Origin of the sequence: Paenirhizobium daejeonense, assembly GCF_014280875.1 — a bacterium.
GTDB classification, from domain to species: Bacteria; Pseudomonadota; Alphaproteobacteria; order Rhizobiales; family Rhizobiaceae; genus Allorhizobium; species Allorhizobium daejeonense.
On sequence record NZ_JACLAL010000006.1, the window covers coordinates 404,853 to 422,369 of the forward strand.

Here is a 17,517-nt window from a genome sequence, read left to right on the forward strand (position 1 = left end):
GACGGGTCCTGATTTATCTGATTGCGTTGCCGGATCTCACCGCTTCTCGCCCTTGCGGATCAGGAAGCGGTGGCCAGTATCGATCTTGATGCTTTCCAGCAGGTCGTGTCCGTCTTCCTGGCAGAAGTGCGGGATGTCGATCACGGCCAGAGGGTCGGTGGTCTCGATGGCGAGTTCAGTGCCGGCGGCCAGATCGGCCATCCGGCGACGGGTCTTGAGGACCGGCAGGGGACATTTCAGCCCCTTCAGGTCATAGACCACAGGCTCACTCATTGCGTTTGCCAGAACTTCCAGAACGGCTTCTTTTCAGCCTGAGCGGTTTCCTGTGCCGGCGTAGTGGTGTCTGTGGTCGCCGTCAGCGGATTGGGTTGAGGTACGGGAACGGCGGCCGGCGTGCCCTGCTGCGGCGCGGTTGCAGCGCCAGGAGCGGCAGCGACAGCAACCGCAGCGGTCTGCTGCGGCGGCTGCGCGTTTGCCGGCGCGGGCGTGCTCTGGTTCGGCTTCGCCGCCGCCATGCGGGCAATCGCAGCCGGCGCCGATGTCGGCGCGGCGGACTGCGCTGTCTGTATTTTCTCGGCGTCCTCGAGAGATACGAGTTTGCCGGCCTTCAGCGCGGAGCCGGTCGGCGCATAGGCGAGGTCGTGACCCTTGCGCTGGTCGGCGACGATCGCCTTGCGCTCGGCTTCGGTCGGATCGTACCAGACCTTGTCGCCAAGCTTCTTCAACGCCTTGTCATAGGCCATCTGATAGGTCTTGTTGTAGGAATTGAGCGCCATCTCCAGTGCCGGCGGCGTCGACATGGGGGGGCAGGCTGCACCGGCGTTCATGCCCTTACCGCCTTCTACCTGCTGGTTGAAGACGTATTTCTTGCCGCAGACGGCGACCTCGGGGGGACGCTTGGTCACCTCGAAATTATCGTAGCCGGCTTTCAGCATCTGCCAGAATTCGAAATGCGGGCTGGCGCGATGGCGTGCCATGTTTTCTGCGGTCATGCGGAAGGGGAAGGCCTGCAGCTGGATGGTCTGCTGGCCGCCCTTGAAAGCGTCGCGGGCGAAAGCGTAGATCTCGAGGATCTGTTCGTCCGTCATCGAATAGCAGCCGGCGGACGAGCAGGCGCCGTGAATCATCAGGTTCGTGCCGTTACGGCCGTTGGCGGAGTCGTAACGGTTGGGAAAGCCGGTGTTGATGGCGAGGTAATACTTGGAATTCGGATTGAGATGCTGGGGCGACAGCGGATAGAAGCCTTCCGGCGCCTGCCGATCGCCTTCCTTCATTTTCGGCCCGAGCCTGCCCGACCATGCGCAGATCGCGTATTCCTTGATCTTCTCAAAACGGTTGTCCGTCTTCGCCTTCCAGATCTCGAGAACCCCCTCTTCCTTGAAGATGCGGATCGCGATTGGCGAATTGCGCTCCATGCCCTTCGCCTGCATGTCCGCGAGGATCTTGGGCGACAGGGGATGATCAACCTTGTCCTTGACCTGGGACAGATCGACGGTTTCAAGCGTTTCGTTGACTGTGCAACCGGCCAGCAGCGCAGCCATGGTCAAAACGAGGACAGACGATTTCCAACGCATTCCGGACGGCTCATCTCGAAAAAGATACAAGTGCTTTCGTCGGAAAGCGCCATGCTGCCAATTTATGGTTTCAATCTTTACAAATCATAAACCAAAGGCGCCAGCCCGACCAGTATATGGCCGCCGATAACGCTGCAAAGCAGCAGCATTGTGGCGGATCTGCACTGCAAGCCTCAGAGATTGCGCCCGATGTTGAGGAATTTCTGACGGCGGTCGTTGCGCAGCTTTTCTCCCGGTTGGCCCGAAAGCTCGGCAAGGGCGCCAGCGATGACGTCGCCGGCGGTGTCGATGACCCGCTGGGGATCGCGATGGCCGCCGCCGACCGGCTCGGGAATGATGCCGTCGATGACACCGAGCGCCTTGAGGTCATCGGCGGTGATCTTCATGTTGGTTGCCGCTTCCTTGGCGCGGGTGGAATCGCGCCAGAGGATGGAGGCAGCACCTTCCGGCGAAATGACCGAATAGATCGCGTGTTCCAGCATGTAGACGCGGTTGCCGGTGGCAATGGCGATCGCGCCGCCGGAGCCGCCTTCACCGATGACGACCGAGACGATCGGAACGTGCAGTGAAAGGCACATTTCCGTCGAGCGGGCGATGGCTTCCGCCTGGCCGCGTTCCTCGGCGCCGACGCCGGGATATGCACCGGCCGTATCGATCAGGCTGACGACCGGCAGGCCGAAGCGGTCGGCCATTTCCATGATGCGGATGGCCTTGCGGTAACCTTCCGGACGGGGGCTGCCGAAATTGTGCTTGAGGCGTGACTTGGTGTCGTTGCCCTTTTCCTGGCCGATCACGGCGACGGGTTGGCCACGGAAGCGGGCGAGGCCTGCCTGGATCGCAGCGTCCTCGGCGAACTTGCGGTCGCCGGCAAGCGGCGTGAATTCGGTGAACAGGCGAGCGGCGTAATCGACGAAGTGCGGACGCTGCGGATGGCGCGCGACCTGTGTCTTCTGCCAGGGGTTGAGCTTGGAATAGATCTCCACCATGGCCTCGCCGACGCGAGCCTCCAGCCGACCGATCTCCTCGGAGGTGTCGATGCTCTGGTCTTCCTCGGCAAGTTTCTTCAACTCGTGGATCTTTGCCTCGAGGTCGGAGATTGGCTTTTCGAAGTCGAGATAGTTGTGCATGAAATCCGTTCCGATCTTTCTGCCCTGGCCATTCTTGCGCCTGGCGCTGGCATTGCCAGTCTGGAGAGCCGAGGCTCTAATCGTGGTTTTTGGCCTGTTTTGCAAGGGGGTGATGTGTCTGGACCAGCTTCTGGAGCCTTTCATCCAGCACATGTGTGTAGATTTGTGTCGTGGAAATGTCGCTGTGGCCCAGCAATTCCTGCACGACGCGCAGGTCTGCGCCGTTCTGCAGGAGGTGGCTGGCAAAGGCATGGCGCAGGACATGCGGAGAAATGGCCGACGCCCTCAAGCCTGCCCTGATCGCAAGGTCCTTGAGGTCTCGGGCGAAAACCTGACGGGGGAGATGGCCTTCCTTGCTTGCGGCGGGGAAAAGGAAGGGGCCGGTTTCTCCGTCCGTTTCCGCAGCAAGTTGTTGGCCATAACGGGCGACCGCGGCGATTGCGGCCTTGGAAAGCGGCACCAGCCTTTCCTTGTTTCCCTTGCCGCGGATCATCAGGAAACGGCCTTCCTGCGCCAGAACCTTGGCCGGCAGGGCTACCAGTTCGCTGACGCGCATGCCGGTGGCGTAAAGCAGTTCCAGCAGAGCCAGCATGCGCAGCCGTGACAGCTGTCCGGGACCGGCGAGAGCCGCCTCCTGCTCGGCGAGCGAGAGCAGCCGGCTCACCTCATCTTCGGAAAGTGTCTTGGGGAGAGGCCGCGATTTCTTCGGAGAGTCGAGAATGGCCGTCGGATCGTCGCCCCTCAGGCCCTCGGCGTAGAGAAACTTGTAGAACTGCCGCATGGTGGAGAGGCGGCGGGCCTGAGATGTCGGCTCGTATCCCCTTCTGGCGAGATCCGAGAGATAAGCGGAGAGCGTCTGCTGGTCGGCCGCATCGAGAGCGATCTTCCGTGGGCTTAGAAAGTCGTGGAGGTCGCCGAGATCGCGCTCGTAGGACGACAGCGTGTTGGCGGCGGCTCCGCGCTCCGCGCTCATCATCTCCAGAAAGGCCTCCATGCGGGCCCGGCTCAAATCGGACAAGACGGCCTCCGCTGGTTATTGTACGGTCGGATTGACCCGTTCGGAAGGGATGCGAACGATGACATCCCGTTCCCGGGGTTCGACGAATACCACCAGCGACCACATGATGCCGTAGACGATCGCGACGGCGGTGGCACAGAAGAAAGCGAAACGGAGCAAGGTGGGCATGGCATCGTCCTTGGGGCAGGCCGAAAGCTGATATGACGACGCATCCTGCGCATTGCAAGGCGCGCGGCCATCGCTTTCCTTCATGCGTATGGCTTGACGCTTGCCCTGCATTTGTAAATACCGTGTTAAAACACTTGCGAACAGGCCTATGACCGATACGATTTTTCCCGATGTCCCGACTTTGGGCGAGCGTGCCCGGGCCGCACTGGGGCGCCGCAATCTCGTCTTCGTCGGATTGATGGGCGCTGGAAAATCCGCGATCGGCCGCATGGTCGCGGGGCAGCTCGGCTTGCCCTTTGTCGATACCGACGTGGAAATAGAGCGCGTGTCGCGCATGACGATCAGCGAGCTTTTCGCCGCCTATGGCGAGGACGAGTTTCGTGCACTCGAGACGCGGGTTATCAAGCGCCTGCTGAAGTCCGGGCCGCGCGTGGTCTCCACCGGCGGTGGCGCTTTCATCAATGAAAAGACCCGCAGGCAGATCGAGAAGGGCGGTATTTCGCTCTGGCTCAATGCCGATCTCGATGTGTTGTGGGAAAGGGTCAACAAGCGCGATCACCGGCCGCTTCTCAAAACGGAAAATCCGAAGAAGACGCTGGAAGACCTGATGCAGAAACGCTACCCGGTCTATGCGCTGGCCGATATCTCCGTCGTATCGCGCGACGTGCGCAAGGAGATCATCGCCAACGAGGTTCTGGCGGCGATCATCGACCATACCGCAAAGGCAGCAAGCAAGAATGACTAGTTCAGACAATACCGAACGGCTGGTGCATGTTCCGCTCGGCGAGCGCGCCTATGACATTCTAATCGGACCTGGCCTGATCGGCCGGGCCGGCGGCGAGATATCGACGCGAATCAAGGGGCGCAAGGCGGCGATCGTCACTGACGAACACGTCGGCGCACTCTATCTCGATCCGCTGATGGACAGCCTGCAGACTGATGGCATCGAAGCCGTGTCCATCAGTCTGCCGCCGGGAGAGAAGACGAAGAGCTTCGACAGCCTCACCAAGGTTTGCGACGTGTTGCTGGAAGCGCGCATCGAGCGCAATGATACCGTTATTGCGCTCGGCGGCGGCGTCATCGGTGATCTCACCGGTTTTGCTGCGGGTATCGTTCGGCGTGGGGTGCGTTTCGTGCAGATCCCGACATCGCTCCTGTCGCAGGTCGATAGCTCCGTTGGTGGCAAGACCGGGATCAACACCCGCCATGGCAAGAACCTCGTCGGTATCTTCAACCAGCCCGACCTCGTGCTGGCCGACACCGACGTTTTGAACACATTGAGCGAGCGAGAATTCCGCGCTGGCTATGCCGAAGTCGCCAAATACGGTCTGATCGATAAGCCGGACTTCTTCGAATGGCTAGAAAACAACTGGAAGGAAGTCTTTTCCGGCGGTGCGGCCCGCATCGAGGCGATTGCGACGAGCTGTCAGGCGAAGGCCGACGTAGTTGTCGCCGACGAGCGGGAGAATGGTCGCCGGGCGCTTCTGAATCTCGGCCATACTTTCGGCCATGCGCTGGAAGCTGCAACCGAATACGACAGCCGCCGCCTCGTGCATGGCGAGGGCGTCTCGATCGGCATGGTGCTGGCGCACCAGTTCTCCGCGCGGCTCAATCTGGCGAGCCCAGATGATGCCGCGCGTGTCGAAGCCCATCTCAAGGCGGTTGGCCTGCCGACCCGGATCGATGAGATTCCGGGCGAACTGCCATCGACCGAATTCCTGATGGATGCCATCGCGCAGGACAAGAAGGTCAAGGGAGGCAAGCTCACCTTCATCCTGACCCGCGGGATCGGCCAGTCCTTCGTCGCCGACGACGTGCCGGCCTCCGAGGTGATCAGTTTCCTGGAGGAAAAGCGCAAGAAATGACCTCAGGAAATGGCCTGCTGTCGCGCGCTGTCAATGCGCTGATCCGCAGCCTTCTGCGTACCACCGGTGTGCGCCTTTCGGAAGATACGCTGACGCTTGCCAGTTCCGACGAGCTTCACGCGGCGCTCCAGCTTGCTCATCGCGAAGCCTCTTCCGACAGGCAGGAGCGCGACCGGTTGAGCGGTCTCTTCGAGCTGGATGAGCTCGAAGTTTCCGACGTCATGCGGCATCGCACGGCGATGCGGGGCGTCAATGTGGATGACCCGCCGGAAGTAGCAGTGCGCGCAGTTTTGGAAAGCCCTTATACGCGCATGCCGCTCTGGAAGGGTTCGACGGAAAACATCGTCGGCGTGGTGCATGCCAAGGATCTCTTGAGGGCGCTTGCCGAACCCGGTGTAGAACCGGAAAGGCTTGATATCACCAAGTTCGCGCAAAAACCCTGGTTCGTGCCCGATACGACCAGTCTCCGGGACCAGCTTGGTGCTTTCCTGCGTCGCAAGGTGCATTTTTCCGTGGTCGTTGATGAGTATGGCGAAGTGCAGGGTATCGTGACGCTTGAGGATATTCTCGAGGAGATCGTTGGCGATATCGCCGATGAACACGACCTTGAGATCCAGGGGGTCCGGCAGGAGGCGGATGGTTCGATCGTGGTGGATGGATCTGTGCCGATCCGCGATCTCAACCGCGTGCTCGACTGGAGCCTTCCGGACGAGGAGGCGACGACGATCGCCGGTCTCGTCATCCATGAATCCAAGTCCATCCCGGAAGAGCGTCAGGCGTTCACGTTCCACGGAAAGCGCTTCATCGTCATGAAACGCGAGAAGAACCGGTTGACCAAGCTGAGGATTCGTCCTGTCGAGGATGTTGCGAGACCGCAATAACGCTTGAAATCGGGCGGTAGCGGAACCACTTGGAGGCGGTTCCCACGACAATGAATTGTCTGGTGGCTACCAGCGGGTTGCTTCGCCCGGTGCCGCTGGTTCTATTGCCAGCGCATGCAGGCCTGCATCAAGCTCCGGCTTGAGCAACTCCGTAATCGCCCGGTGGCGGGCAAGCCTCGTCATGCCGTTGAATTCGGCGGCTACGATCCTGACCCGCATGTGGGTTTCGCCCGTGCCCGTGATGTCTGCTTGATGGCCGGCATGATGGGCGCTTTCGTCGATCACAAGGAGCCGTTCCGGCGAAAAGGCCGCGCGCAGTTTCGCCTCAATTGTGGTGCGTATGGCCATGCTTTCCCAACCTGCTTCGGCAGTCCTCGAAAAAGCCCCCACAAAGCTCCGAACATTCGCGTTTGTCAATTCTTGTCGTCATTTGCCGGAGGCACCATAATCACCGGATGAAACTCGATTCAAAATATTTCGATCGGATCCGGACGCAACGGAAAAAAGCGCCGGAAGCCGAGCCTGCACCTGCGACCTGTCAATGGGACGGCTGCGACAAGCCGGGTGTGCATCGCGCGCCCGTCGGTCGCAACGCCGAGGGCCAGTTCTTTCTGTTCTGCTTCGAGCACGTGAAGGAATATAACAAGGGCTATAATTATTTCTCCGGCCTTTCGGACGGCGAGATCGCGCGCTACCAGAAGGAAGCGATCACCGGGCATCGCCCGACCTGGACGGTCGGCGTCAACAAGGCCGCGCGCGCAAGCCCGCTGCATTCGACTGCTCGGTCCGGTTCGGCAGCCTCGCAGGCGCGTGTGAAAGATCCATTCGGCTTCGTGCAGCAAAGCCGCGGCAATGGGCCGCGCTTGCAGTCGCAAACGCGAAAATTGAAGAGTCTTGAGGCCAAAGCCTTCGATACGCTGGGGCTTCCCGGCAATTCCTCGCCGACGGAGATCAAGAGCCGTTACAAGGAGCTTGTAAAAAAACACCATCCTGACGCAAATGGCGGAGACCGGGGCTCGGAAGAGCGCTTTCGCGCTGTTATTCAGGCGTATCAATTGTTAAAGCAGGCTGGTTTCTGTTAATCCGAAGCTTGGCAAGAAGTTTCATTTTTATGCGCCGGGTCCGGGGCGTCCGGCATGGAGACACGATGAGCAAGATTGAACTTGATATTTCCAACCTCCCTGACACGACTGTGTCGGTTCGCGAAGTCTTCGGTATCGACACCGACCTGCGCGTTCCGGCGTATAGCAAGGGAGATGCTTATGTGCCGGATCTTGACCCCGACTACCTTTTTGACCGCGAGACGACGCTCGCGATTCTTGCAGGCTTTGCCCATAACCGCCGCGTCATGGTGTCCGGTTTCCACGGTACCGGCAAGTCGACCCACATTGAGCAGGTTGCCGCCCGACTGAACTGGCCGTGCGTGCGCGTCAACCTCGACAGCCATGTCAGCCGTATTGATCTCGTCGGCAAGGACGCCATCGTCCTCAAGGAAGGCAAGCAGATCACCGAGTTCAAGGACGGCATTCTGCCCTGGGCATACCAGCACAATGTCGCGCTCGTGTTTGACGAATACGATGCCGGCCGTCCGGACGTCATGTTCGTCATCCAGCGCGTGCTGGAATCCTCCGGGCGCCTGACCCTGCTCGACCAGAGCCGCGTCATCCGTCCTCATCCCGCTTTCCGCCTGTTTGCGACCGCCAACACGGTCGGTCTCGGCGATACCACCGGTCTCTACCACGGCACGCAGCAGATCAACCAGGCGCAGATGGACCGCTGGTCGATCGTCACCACGCTGAACTACCTGCCGCACGACAAGGAAGTCGATATCGTTCTCGCCAAGGTGAAGGCTTTTGCAGGCAACGACACTGGCCGCGACACGGTTTCGCGCATGGTTCGGCTCGCTGATCTCACGCGCGCTGCCTTCATGAACGGCGATCTTTCGACCGTCATGAGCCCGCGCACCGTCATCACCTGGGCGGAAAACGCCGTGATCTTCGGTGATGTGGCCTTCGCCTTCCGCGTGACCTTCCTCAACAAGTGTGACGAGCTCGAGCGTACGCTGGTGGCCGAACAGTACCAGCGCGCCTTCGGTGTCGAACTCAAGGAGAGCGCCGCCAACATCGTTGTAGGCGCGTAAGAAGGCGATCGGAATGGCAGGTCGCGGCGACAATGTGAATGCGAAGCCCGGCGTGGGCGTTGATACCGAGCCAATGCGGCGGGCGATAACCGGCTGCGTGCGGTCGGTTGCCGGCAGCGCGGAAGTCGAGGTGGTATTCGCCAACGAGCGACCCGGCCTCGCTGGCGAGCGCGTGCGCTTGCCGGAACTCTCCAAGCGACCGACGGCCCATGAGCTCGCCGTGACCCGAGGTCTCGGCGATTCCATGGCGCTTCGCATCGCCTGCCACGACCAGAAGGTCCACGCCGTCATGGCGCCGCAGGGCACGGATGCCCGTGCCGTCTTCGACGCCGTTGAACAGGCGCGCGTGGAATCCATTGGTGCGCTCAGAATGAGCGGTATGGCCGCCAACATGAGCGCCATGCATGCGGAGAAATACGCCAAGGCGAATTTCTCCGGCATCAGCCGTCAGGAGGACGCTCCGATCCAGGAGGCCGTTGCCATGCTGGTGCGCGAGAAACTGACGGGAGAAAAACCGCCTGCCAGCGCCGGCAAGGTTCTCGATCTCTGGCGCCCTTTCATCATGGAGAAGGCGGGTTCCAGCCTCGATCAGCTGAACGGAACGATCAACGACCAGCAGGCCTTTGCCAAGGTCATCCGTCACATGCTCTCGGCCATGGAGATGGCTGAGGATGTCGGCGAGGATCAGGAGGAGGGCGAGGACGACCAGTCCACGGACGAGGATCAGCCGCGCAGCAACGAGGAAGAGCAGGAAAACGCCGAAGAGGAAGCCGGTTCGGAATCCGCTCCCGCCGAGGAAAGCGAAGCCTCGCAGGAGCAGATGGAAGACGGCGAGATGGACGGCGCCGAAATCTCCGACGACGACATGTCGGATGAAGGCGACGACGATTCCGAAACACCCGGCGAAATGCGGCGTCCTGCAAGTCCCTTCGACGATTTCAATGAGAAGGTCGACTACCGGATCTACACTCAGGAGTTCGACGAGGTCATCACCGCGGAAGAGCTTTGCGACGAGGCCGAACTCGACCGCCTCAGGGCCTTCCTCGACAAGCAGCTTGCGCATCTGCAGGGTGCCGTCGGCCGGCTGGCAAACCGGCTTCAGCGCCGCCTGATGGCGCAGCAGAACCGTTCCTGGGACTTCGATCTGGAAGAAGGCTACCTCGACAGCGCCCGGCTCACTCGCCTGGTGATCGACCCGATGCAGCCGCTGTCCTTCAAGCGGGAGCGCGATACCAAGTTCCGCGATACCGTGGTGACGCTGGTTATCGACAATTCCGGTTCGATGCGCGGCCGGCCGATCACTGTTGCAGCCACCTGCGCCGACATTCTTGCCCGCACGCTCGAGCGCTGCGGCGTCAAGGTCGAGATTTTGGGCTTCACGACCAAGGCCTGGAAGGGCGGTCAGTCGAGGGAGAAGTGGCTGGCGAGCGGCAAGCCGCCGACACCCGGCCGTCTCAACGACCTGCGCCACATCGTCTACAAGTCGGCCGATGCGCCCTGGCGCCGCGCGCGCCGCAATCTCGGCCTGATGATGCGCGAAGGCCTTCTCAAGGAGAACATCGACGGCGAAGCCCTGATGTGGGCTCACAGCCGACTGGCGGCCCGGCAGGAGCAGCGCAAGATCCTGATGATGATTTCTGACGGTGCGCCGGTCGATGACTCGACGCTGTCGGTCAATCCGGGCAATTATCTGGAGCGGCACCTACGCGCCGTGATCGAGCAGATCGAGACGCGTTCGTCGATCGAGCTTCTCGCCATCGGTATCGGTCACGACGTGACACGCTACTATCGCAAGGCCGTCACCATCGTCGATGCTGACGAACTGGCGGGCGCGATGACCGAACAGCTTGCAGCGCTTTTCGAGGATCAGAGCGAAGGCGGCGGCAAGCGCGGCAGTCGCATGCGTCGTGCCGGCTGAAGGCGTGCGGGCCGGAAGAGTTCGGTCTGGCCGCCTTCTCGCGGCCGCGCTGATCGGTATTTCCGTCGGTTGGGGCGATGTCGGCGCTGCGAGCGAGATCGTGGCGGCCCCGATCAAGGCGACGTCGATCGCCACCTTCCGCCCCGGCTCGACCGATACGCGTTTCGGCTCGCTGGAGTTTCTCGGCGGGCTTGAGCTTTCCTCTTCCGAACGGCTTTTCGGAGCGTGGTCGTCGATCAGGCTGACCGATGGCGGCAAGAAATTCATCGGCGTTCTTGATACCGGTCACTGGCTGACGGGTTCGATCAGCAGGGGAGCCGATGGCCACCTTGCCGGTCTCGATGACGTGACCATTGCGCCGATGCTGGATGCCGCCGGCCGTAGCTCGGCGCCGAAGCGCACCGTCGATGCGGAAAGCCTCGCCTTGCGCGGAGACGAAGCCTTTGTCGGCTTCGAGCAGATACATCGTGTCACTGGTTATTCCCCGCTTTCGGCCATCGAGACCTCACGGCCCTTCCGGCTGGCCCTGCCGTTGCCGTTTCCTGTCGGCAGGTTGCGCAGCAATGGCGGTATCGAGACGCTGGTCGCAGCGCCGCTGGACGGTCCCTTGAAGGGCGGCCTTGTGGCCATCGCCGAAAAGAGTGTCGATAGCGACGGTAATCTCTTTGCCGGTATTCTCGACGGTCCTCTGAAGGGTGGCTTCCGGGTCGTGCCTTATGACGGCTTCGACGTTACTGACGGGGATTTTCTGCCCGATGGCGACCTGCTGTTGCTGGAGCGCCGGTTCACGATCGCCACCGGCGTTGCGATGCGGCTACGCCGGATCGACGGCGCAAGCCTAAAGCCCGGCGCTATGGTCGAGGGAGATGTCATCCTTGAGGCGGACGGCTCCTCACAGATCGACAACATGGAAGGTCTGGACACTTTCGTCGCCGCGGATGGATTTACGCATGTCATCCTCGTTTCGGACGATAATCATTCGATCCTGCAGCGGACCGTGATGCTGGAATTCCGGCTCGTGGATTGACGAGCCGGTCTTCGTCTTTCAGCGGCTGAAAGATCAGGCCGAGCGGGCGGAAACCGTCGGCTTCAGAACGCTCATCAGTGCCCCATAGGGAAGGAGCATGACGAGGCCGACCAGTATTTTGACGGTGAGATCGCCCAGAGCCCATGAAATCCAGCGCGGAGCATCGGTGGAGAAGACGCCAAGGACCGGAGCCCATGCAATGGCGAAATCGTCATTGGGGCCGATCATTGCGAAGATGGGGGCAAAGGACAGCGAGAAGAAGATCGCTGTATCAAGGGCCGATCCGATGAGCGAGCCCATCAGCGGCGCCTTCCACCAGTCGAGCCGGCGCAGGCGATTGAAGACCGAGATGTCGAGCAGCTGGCCGGCCAGATAGGCGGAGCCGGATGCGATCGCGATGCGAGGCTGGGAGGTAACGAAGGAGAGCACAACGCCCACCACGAAGCCCATAAATACCACCTTGCGGGCGGTCGAGGGGCCGAACTGGCGGTTGGTGAGGTCGGTGATCAGGAAGGCGACCGGATAGGTGAAGGCACCATAGGTCAGGAGATCGCCGAGATTGATGCCTGCAAGCTCGCCCGAGAGCGGGTACTGGACGAGAATGTTCGACGCGACCACGACGGCCGTCATCAGCAGGGAATATACGAAAATAGAACGTGTCATCTGCATTTTTTTATCCTGGGTGATGCCACCAGTTGGAGGGACAAAGGAAAAAGGCCTGCCGAAGATCCGGTCAAGCCTTCATACCTTTATAGCGATGTAGCGCAGAAGCTTATGCAGCTTCTGCCGTCTTCTTTGCGATCTGGCGACGCAGAAGGCGAGCGCGCATCGAAAGTTCGTTTTCGCTGGCCTTCAGGAGGAAGGCATCGAGGCCACCGCGATGTTCAACGGAGCGCAGGGCGGCAGCGGAAACGCGCAGGCGGAAACGCTGGCCAAGTGCATCCGAGATCAGCGTGACGTCGCACAGGTTCGGCAGGAACTTGCGCTTGGTCTTGTTGTTCGCGTGGCTCACATTGTTGCCCGACTGGACGCCCTTGCCGGTCAATTCGCAACTGCGGGACATGGTACACCTATTTTCTTCTTTGCCATTACATCGCTTCCGGACAACAGCCGGTCAAGCAATCCAACGGCGCTTGATTGGAAAGTTGCGGTTCTATAGTCAGACTGGCGGGCCGCGTCAAGCCAAAGCTTGGATTTTCCTTCATCGGCAGGCCACTTCCGCTATGTTCTTGCCACAGTCCGGTTGGAGGATGAAGATCGAAACAGTTTCCGGAACAGACATTTTCGAATTTGAGGGTCCCAATCTTGCGTTTCGCCAGCCTCGCATTTGCTCTTGCGGTGTCGTTCGCCACATCCGCTGCCGGGGCGGACATTCGCTATCGCACGGATTACAGCGTTTCTCTGGGTGCGCTGCCGATTGCCAAGGCCTCGTTCCTGACTGAGGTCAACGATCAGAATTACAGGATTTCGGCCAATTTCCGCTCCTATGGTCTCGTCGATATCATTTCCAGAATATCAGGTGAAAGCACCGTCTCTGGTCAGCTGAGCGGTCAGAGCATGCGGGCGCAGCATTATCGCCTGGTCTATCAGGCCGGCAAGAAGACCAGCATATATGATGTCAGCTACGATAACGGCAATGTGACGAAGACCACCGTCGACCCGCCGCCGAAGCCGCGGTCGGCGAGCTGGATCCCTGTGACCGATGCCGATCTGAAATCCGTGTTCGACCCGATCTCCGGGCTGATCGTTCCCGATGGCGAGGCCGTCTGCCCCCGGACGCTGCCGATCTATGACGGCGAGAGCCGTATGGATATCGTCATGACGCCCAAGGGGACACGCAGCTTCACCGCCGGCGATGTGGAAGGCGAAGCCGTCGTCTGCAGTGTCCGTTATATTCCGAAGTCGGGCTTTCGAAAGGGGCGCAAGGATATCGAATATATGCGGAGCGCAACCGGCATGGAGATCTGGTTTGCCAAGACTGCACAGCTGAAGGTATATGCTCCGGTCTATGCGCGCGTGCCGACGCGCATGGGAACACTATATGTAACCGCCGTAAAATTCGACGGTTGAGAACGCGGGAAGACCTTTGTCCCGCAATGGGGGATAGAGGGTGAAGATAAGGGCGACGCTCATCGGGTTCACGGCCATTCTCATGTGGTCCTTTCTGGCGTTGCTGACTGCCGCCTCCGGCAAGATGCCGCCCTTCCAGCTTTCGGCGATCACCTTTGCAATCGGCAGTCTGCCGGGCATCATAACCTTCATTCTTCGACCTGAGCGTATCGGAGAGCTTCGACAGCCCGCCAAGGTCTGGCTCACCGGTGTCATCGGGCTGTTCGGCTACCATTTCCTCTATTTCACGGCTCTCAGGAACGCGCCGGCCGTCGAGGCGGGACTGATCGCTTATCTCTGGCCTCTGCTGATCGTCGTCGGCTCAGCGCTGTTGCCGGGGGAGAAGCTGCGCTGGTATCACGTCCTCGGGGCGCTGGCGGGGCTTTCCGGCACGGTGCTGATCGTTGCCAAGAACGGCATTTCCTTCGATCCCGCCTATGGTTTCGGATACTTCGCTGCCTTCCTTTGTGCCTTCACATGGTCGGCCTATTCGCTGATCACGCGGCGTTTCGAGGCGGCCTCGACCGATGTCGTCACGGGCTTCTGCCTCGCGACCTCGATCCTTTCGCTCGCCTGCCATCTTGGGCTGGAGACGACTGTCTGGCCGGAATCGGTTTCTCAGTGGGCTGCCGTTGTCGGGCTTGGTATCTTTCCCGTTGGCCTTGCCTTCTACGCCTGGGATTACGGTGTGAAGAACGGCGATATCCAGATCCTTGGAGCCTCGTCCTACGCTGCGCCGCTGCTCTCGACCCTGATCCTCACGCTCTTCGGTTTTGCCGAGCCAAGCCTCAGGATCGGCCTTGCCTGCCTGCTGATCACGGGCGGGGCGATGCTGGCTGCTCGGGACATGATCCGCCGCCGGCAATCTACGGAAAAAGTGGAGGCTTGACGGTTTCGCGGCGCATGCCAAAGTAGCGGCATGACGATATTCTATCTCGCCGTGCTGCTGGGCCTTGCCTATTTCGCGATATTGCCGCGCCCGGAAAGTCATTTCCGGACGGTGGCGAAGACATTGCCGATCATTCTTCTTTGCGTTTTCGCCGCTCTTTCCGGCGCGTGGTGGCTGGTTGTCGTGGCGCTGGGCCTGAGCGCTGTCGGTGACGCGCTGATCTCCCGCAGCGGCGAGCTTGCCTTCAAACTCGGTCTTCAGGTCTTCCTGGCCGTGCTGCTGATCTATGCCGCGATCTTTTATCTGAACGGCGATCTCGACATTCTGACGGTCGCGCCGTGGCGCTGGCTGGCTGCAGTCGCGCTCGTCGTTTTCGGCGTTTTCCTGCTGCGCATACTCTGGAACCCGACTGGGCCGTTGGCACCTGCGATCGCCTCCTATATCGCCGCCATGCTGGTGATGGGGCTGATGTCGCTGACGATGCCGTCGCCACTCGTGTTCATCGGTGCGGTAGCCTTCCTTATTTCGGATGCATTGATCGCGCTCGAAAGTTTCCTGTTGAAGGATGAAGGGCATAAGAAGATCTCAAGCTATGCAGTCTGGGCTTTCTATTTCTTCGCCCAGTGCATCCTCACGCTTTCGCTCGTGAGCCTTTAGATTTTACGCATTTCCGGACGCAAAACCGCGGCACACTTTTGCTGGAAATGCTTCAGCCAATCAGGCGCCTGCAGGCTTCCAGTCCGGCGAAGCCATCTCGAAGGACGAGTATTCGAAGCCGGGTGCCACGGTGCAGCCGACAAGGGTGAAAGCGCCGAGGCTTTCGGCGGCTTGCCAGCCTCCGGCAGGAATAATGGCCTGTGGCCTTTCACCCTTGGCGAGGTCTGGCCCGAGCACGATGGTTTCGACCGCATCGCCATCCGGGGAGGAGCGGAGCGCCAGCGGTGCTCCGGCGTAATAGTGCCAGACCTCGACTGCATCCCTGACCCGGTGCCAATGGGATTGTTCGCCGGCCTCAAGCAGATAGTAAATGGCGGTCGAGTGGCCGCGCGGCGCTCCTGCCTGATCGCGGTATGTCTCCACGAACCAGCCGCCTTCCGGATGCCGCTGCATGCCGAGCGTCCTGATGATGTCTTCCGCCTGCATCAGAAATGATCCTTGCGCTTGCGGATCTCGGCGAAGACCTCCTCATTCGTGTTCCCCTCCATCAGCAGGTTGCGGCGGATCGCGGGATCGGCCGCCCGGAGGAAGGGGTTGGTCTCCTTCTCTAGTCCGATTGTCGTCGGAATGGTGAATTCACCTCTCTGGCGCTTCTCCTCGATTTCCGCTGCGCGGCTCACCAGTCGCGCATTGTCCGGGTCGATAGTCAGGGCGAAGCGGGCGTTGGAGAGCGTATATTCATGGCCGAAATAGACGGCAGTCTCGTCCGGCAGGGCGGCGAGTTTCTGCAGCGAATGCCACATGTCGAATGCGGGCCGCTCGAAGAGACGTCCGCAACCGAGCGCAAACAGCGTATCGGCGGCAAACAGGATCTTGCTGTCCGGCAAATGATAACAGACGTGCCCGGCGGTGTGACCGGGCGTTTCGATCACGCGGACCGGTCTCGTGCCGAAATTGAAGCTGTCGCCATCGCCGACGGCCCGGTCCAGTCCCGGAATCGCAACCGCTTCGTTTCGGGGGCCGATGATTTCGCACCCGAAATGCTCTTTCAGGGCCAGATTCGCCTCGACGTGATCGCCATGATGATGGGTGGTGAGGATGTGGGTGATCGACCAGTCGCGCCGTTTCGCCGCGGCCAGGATCGGCTCGAGTTCCGGCGCGTCGACCGAGGCGGTGACACCGGATTCCTCACAATGGATGAGAACGCCGAAATTGTCGCTTCGGCAGAGAAAGACTTCGATTTCGAGGGGTTTCATCAGGCCGCAGTCCCTTCCAGGTGGTTCGCCGGAATGTAGCGTGTTCGGCCTTGAAGTCCAATCACCGCCTGCTATCAATGAGCGATGCATGTCGATATCGTCGATCTCCGTCAGTTTTATCATTCCATGCTGGGGCGCGTGGCGGAACATTCCATTGCCATGGCGCTTGCCTCGCTCTGGGTGCGGATGCCGGAGGAACGGCTGGTCGGTCTTGGATATGCTGTTCCATTTCTCGACCGTTTCCGCGCCGACACCGAGAGAACCTTTGCCTTCATGCCTGCTGGCCAGGGGGCGGTGAACTGGCCTGTCGGTGAGCCTTCGGCGACTGCGCTGGTGTTCGAGGAGGAATTGCCCCTGCCGGATGCCTCGATTGACCGGGTTCTCATGGTGCATTCGCTGGAATTTACGGAAAATCCCCGCGAGACGCTGAAGGAAATCTGGCGCATTCTGGCGCCGGGTGGCCGGCTGGTGATCGTGGTGCCGAACCGGCGTGGCGTCTGGGCGCGAATGGAGCACACCCCGTTCGGTTCGGGGCGGCCCTATTCGCGCGGACAACTGACCACCCTCCTGAGGGAAACCAATTTCACGCCGGGTGCCAGTACCGAGGCCCTGTTCTTTCCGCCGTCGAAGATCCGGGCAGTGCTGCGGCTCAGGGGCGGGTTCGAACGGCTCGGACGGATGCTGTGGCCTGCCTTTTCCGGCGTTATCGTCGTCGAGGCGCAGAAGCGGCTCTATCAGGGGCTGCCGGTTGCGGCGCGAGCTTCCCGCCGCGTTTTCGTGCCGGTCATCGCTCCCCAAGGCATCCCCACCACCCGGCAGGCGGCCAAGCGCTGAAGCCTGCTTCGTTTCCCGCGTGAAGTCTCGACAAATCCGGCGTTCCGCTTTATT

Annotated in this window: 20 protein-coding genes and 1 pseudogene; 11 read left to right on the plus strand and 10 right to left on the minus strand. The window is 60.7% G+C overall.

Going from position 1 to position 17,517, the window contains the following annotated elements; all coding sequences use genetic code 11:
- Nucleotides 1–36: 36 nt before the first annotated feature.
- The 5 genes from H4I99_RS17045 to H4I99_RS17065 form a co-directional block, all read right to left on the minus strand.
- Nucleotides 37–273: a sulfurtransferase TusA family protein gene (locus H4I99_RS17045; RefSeq protein ID WP_163901919.1), complete on the minus strand. Its 237-nt coding sequence runs from the start codon at nt 271–273 to the stop codon at nt 37–39.
- Nucleotides 270–1,574, minus strand: coding sequence for a L,D-transpeptidase family protein (locus H4I99_RS17050; protein ID WP_163901917.1), 1,305 nt, complete (start codon nt 1,572–1,574; stop codon nt 270–272). Before H4I99_RS17050 ends, H4I99_RS17045 begins: the two co-directional genes overlap by 4 nt.
- A 173-nt stretch (nt 1,575–1,747) precedes the next feature.
- Nucleotides 1,748–2,701, minus strand: coding sequence for an acetyl-CoA carboxylase carboxyltransferase subunit alpha (locus H4I99_RS17055; RefSeq protein WP_163901915.1), 954 nt, complete (start codon nt 2,699–2,701; stop codon nt 1,748–1,750).
- 76 nt (nt 2,702–2,777) lie between these two features.
- Nucleotides 2,778–3,719: a site-specific tyrosine recombinase XerD gene (gene xerD / locus H4I99_RS17060; RefSeq protein ID WP_163901913.1), complete on the minus strand. Its 942-nt coding sequence runs from the start codon at nt 3,717–3,719 to the stop codon at nt 2,778–2,780.
- Nucleotides 3,720–3,734: 15 nt separating this feature from the next.
- Nucleotides 3,735–3,887, minus strand: coding sequence for a hypothetical protein (locus tag H4I99_RS17065; RefSeq protein WP_164490820.1), 153 nt, complete (start codon nt 3,885–3,887; stop codon nt 3,735–3,737).
- Between the two features lie 148 nt (nt 3,888–4,035).
- Between H4I99_RS17065 and H4I99_RS17070 the strand changes: the two genes are divergently transcribed.
- The 3 genes and pseudogenes from H4I99_RS17070 to H4I99_RS17080 all read left to right on the plus strand — a co-directional run.
- Nucleotides 4,036–4,632: a shikimate kinase gene (locus H4I99_RS17070; RefSeq protein ID WP_163901911.1), complete on the plus strand. Its 597-nt coding sequence runs from the start codon at nt 4,036–4,038 to the stop codon at nt 4,630–4,632.
- Nucleotides 4,625–5,752, plus strand: coding sequence for a 3-dehydroquinate synthase (aroB, locus tag H4I99_RS17075; RefSeq protein WP_163901909.1), 1,128 nt, complete (start codon nt 4,625–4,627; stop codon nt 5,750–5,752). Before H4I99_RS17070 ends, aroB begins: the two co-directional genes overlap by 8 nt.
- An 11-nt stretch (nt 5,753–5,763) precedes the next feature.
- Nucleotides 5,764–6,633: pseudogene (locus H4I99_RS17080) on the plus strand (HlyC/CorC family transporter); the annotation flags it as partial.
- Between the two features lie 66 nt (nt 6,634–6,699).
- Here the strand turns inward: H4I99_RS17080 and H4I99_RS17085 are convergent.
- Nucleotides 6,700–6,981 (minus strand): BolA family protein, encoded by a 282-nt coding sequence (locus tag H4I99_RS17085; RefSeq protein ID WP_163901905.1) that lies wholly within the window; start codon nt 6,979–6,981, stop codon nt 6,700–6,702.
- Between the two features lie 107 nt (nt 6,982–7,088).
- On the opposite strand from H4I99_RS17085, the gene H4I99_RS17090 reads away from it, so the two are divergent.
- The 4 genes from H4I99_RS17090 (at nt 7,089) to H4I99_RS17105 (ending at nt 11,718) form a co-directional block, all read left to right on the plus strand.
- Nucleotides 7,089–7,715, plus strand: coding sequence for a J domain-containing protein (locus tag H4I99_RS17090; RefSeq protein ID WP_163901903.1), 627 nt, complete (start codon nt 7,089–7,091; stop codon nt 7,713–7,715).
- A gap of 65 nt (nt 7,716–7,780) precedes the next feature.
- On the plus strand, nt 7,781–8,773 hold the full coding sequence (gene cobS, locus H4I99_RS17095) for a cobaltochelatase subunit CobS (protein WP_163901901.1): 993 nt from the start codon (nt 7,781–7,783) through the stop codon (nt 8,771–8,773).
- A 13-nt stretch (nt 8,774–8,786) separates the two neighbouring features.
- Nucleotides 8,787–10,691: a cobaltochelatase subunit CobT gene (gene cobT, locus H4I99_RS17100; protein ID WP_099059487.1), complete on the plus strand. Its 1,905-nt coding sequence runs from the start codon at nt 8,787–8,789 to the stop codon at nt 10,689–10,691.
- A gap of 4 nt (nt 10,692–10,695) precedes the next feature.
- Nucleotides 10,696–11,718 (plus strand): esterase-like activity of phytase family protein, encoded by a 1,023-nt coding sequence (locus H4I99_RS17105; RefSeq protein WP_246225636.1) that lies wholly within the window; start codon nt 10,696–10,698, stop codon nt 11,716–11,718.
- 33 nt (nt 11,719–11,751) lie between these two features.
- On the opposite strand, the gene H4I99_RS17110 is transcribed toward H4I99_RS17105, so the two are convergent.
- Together H4I99_RS17110 and rpmB are read right to left on the minus strand one after the other, a co-directional pair.
- The gene (locus H4I99_RS17110; RefSeq protein ID WP_163901897.1) at nt 11,752–12,387 is read right to left on the minus strand and encodes a queuosine precursor transporter; all 636 of its coding nucleotides are present in this window, start codon (nt 12,385–12,387) and stop codon (nt 11,752–11,754) included.
- Between the two features lie 103 nt (nt 12,388–12,490).
- The gene (rpmB, locus tag H4I99_RS17115; RefSeq protein WP_099059485.1) at nt 12,491–12,781 is read right to left on the minus strand and encodes a 50S ribosomal protein L28; all 291 of its coding nucleotides are present in this window, start codon (nt 12,779–12,781) and stop codon (nt 12,491–12,493) included.
- Between the two features lie 242 nt (nt 12,782–13,023).
- Between rpmB and H4I99_RS17120 the strand changes: the two genes are divergently transcribed.
- Genes H4I99_RS17120 through H4I99_RS17130 form a run of 3 tightly spaced genes read left to right on the plus strand, consistent with a single transcriptional unit; the run spans nt 13,024 to nt 15,373 of the window.
- Entirely contained in the window at nt 13,024–13,788 is a 765-nt protein-coding gene (locus H4I99_RS17120; protein ID WP_163901895.1) for a DUF3108 domain-containing protein, read from the plus strand.
- Between the two features lie 40 nt (nt 13,789–13,828).
- Nucleotides 13,829–14,716: an aromatic amino acid exporter YddG gene (gene yddG, locus H4I99_RS17125; protein WP_163901893.1), complete on the plus strand. Its 888-nt coding sequence runs from the start codon at nt 13,829–13,831 to the stop codon at nt 14,714–14,716.
- A gap of 30 nt (nt 14,717–14,746) precedes the next feature.
- Nucleotides 14,747–15,373: a lysoplasmalogenase family protein gene (locus H4I99_RS17130; RefSeq protein ID WP_163901891.1), complete on the plus strand. Its 627-nt coding sequence runs from the start codon at nt 14,747–14,749 to the stop codon at nt 15,371–15,373.
- 60 nt (nt 15,374–15,433) lie between these two features.
- Here H4I99_RS17130 and H4I99_RS17135 read toward each other — a convergent pair whose 3' ends face one another.
- Both H4I99_RS17135 and gloB read right to left on the minus strand, forming a co-directional pair.
- The gene (locus H4I99_RS17135; RefSeq protein ID WP_163901889.1) at nt 15,434–15,859 is read right to left on the minus strand and encodes a cupin domain-containing protein; all 426 of its coding nucleotides are present in this window, start codon (nt 15,857–15,859) and stop codon (nt 15,434–15,436) included.
- Nucleotides 15,859–16,629: a hydroxyacylglutathione hydrolase gene (gloB, locus tag H4I99_RS17140; RefSeq protein ID WP_163901887.1), complete on the minus strand. Its 771-nt coding sequence runs from the start codon at nt 16,627–16,629 to the stop codon at nt 15,859–15,861. Before gloB ends, H4I99_RS17135 begins: the two co-directional genes overlap by 1 nt.
- 84 nt (nt 16,630–16,713) lie before the next feature.
- On the opposite strand from gloB, the gene H4I99_RS17145 reads away from it, so the two are divergent.
- A complete protein-coding gene (locus H4I99_RS17145; protein WP_163901885.1) occupies nt 16,714–17,463 on the plus strand; it encodes a class I SAM-dependent methyltransferase in 750 nt (249 codons plus the stop codon).
- Nucleotides 17,464–17,517 lie beyond the last annotated feature (54 nt).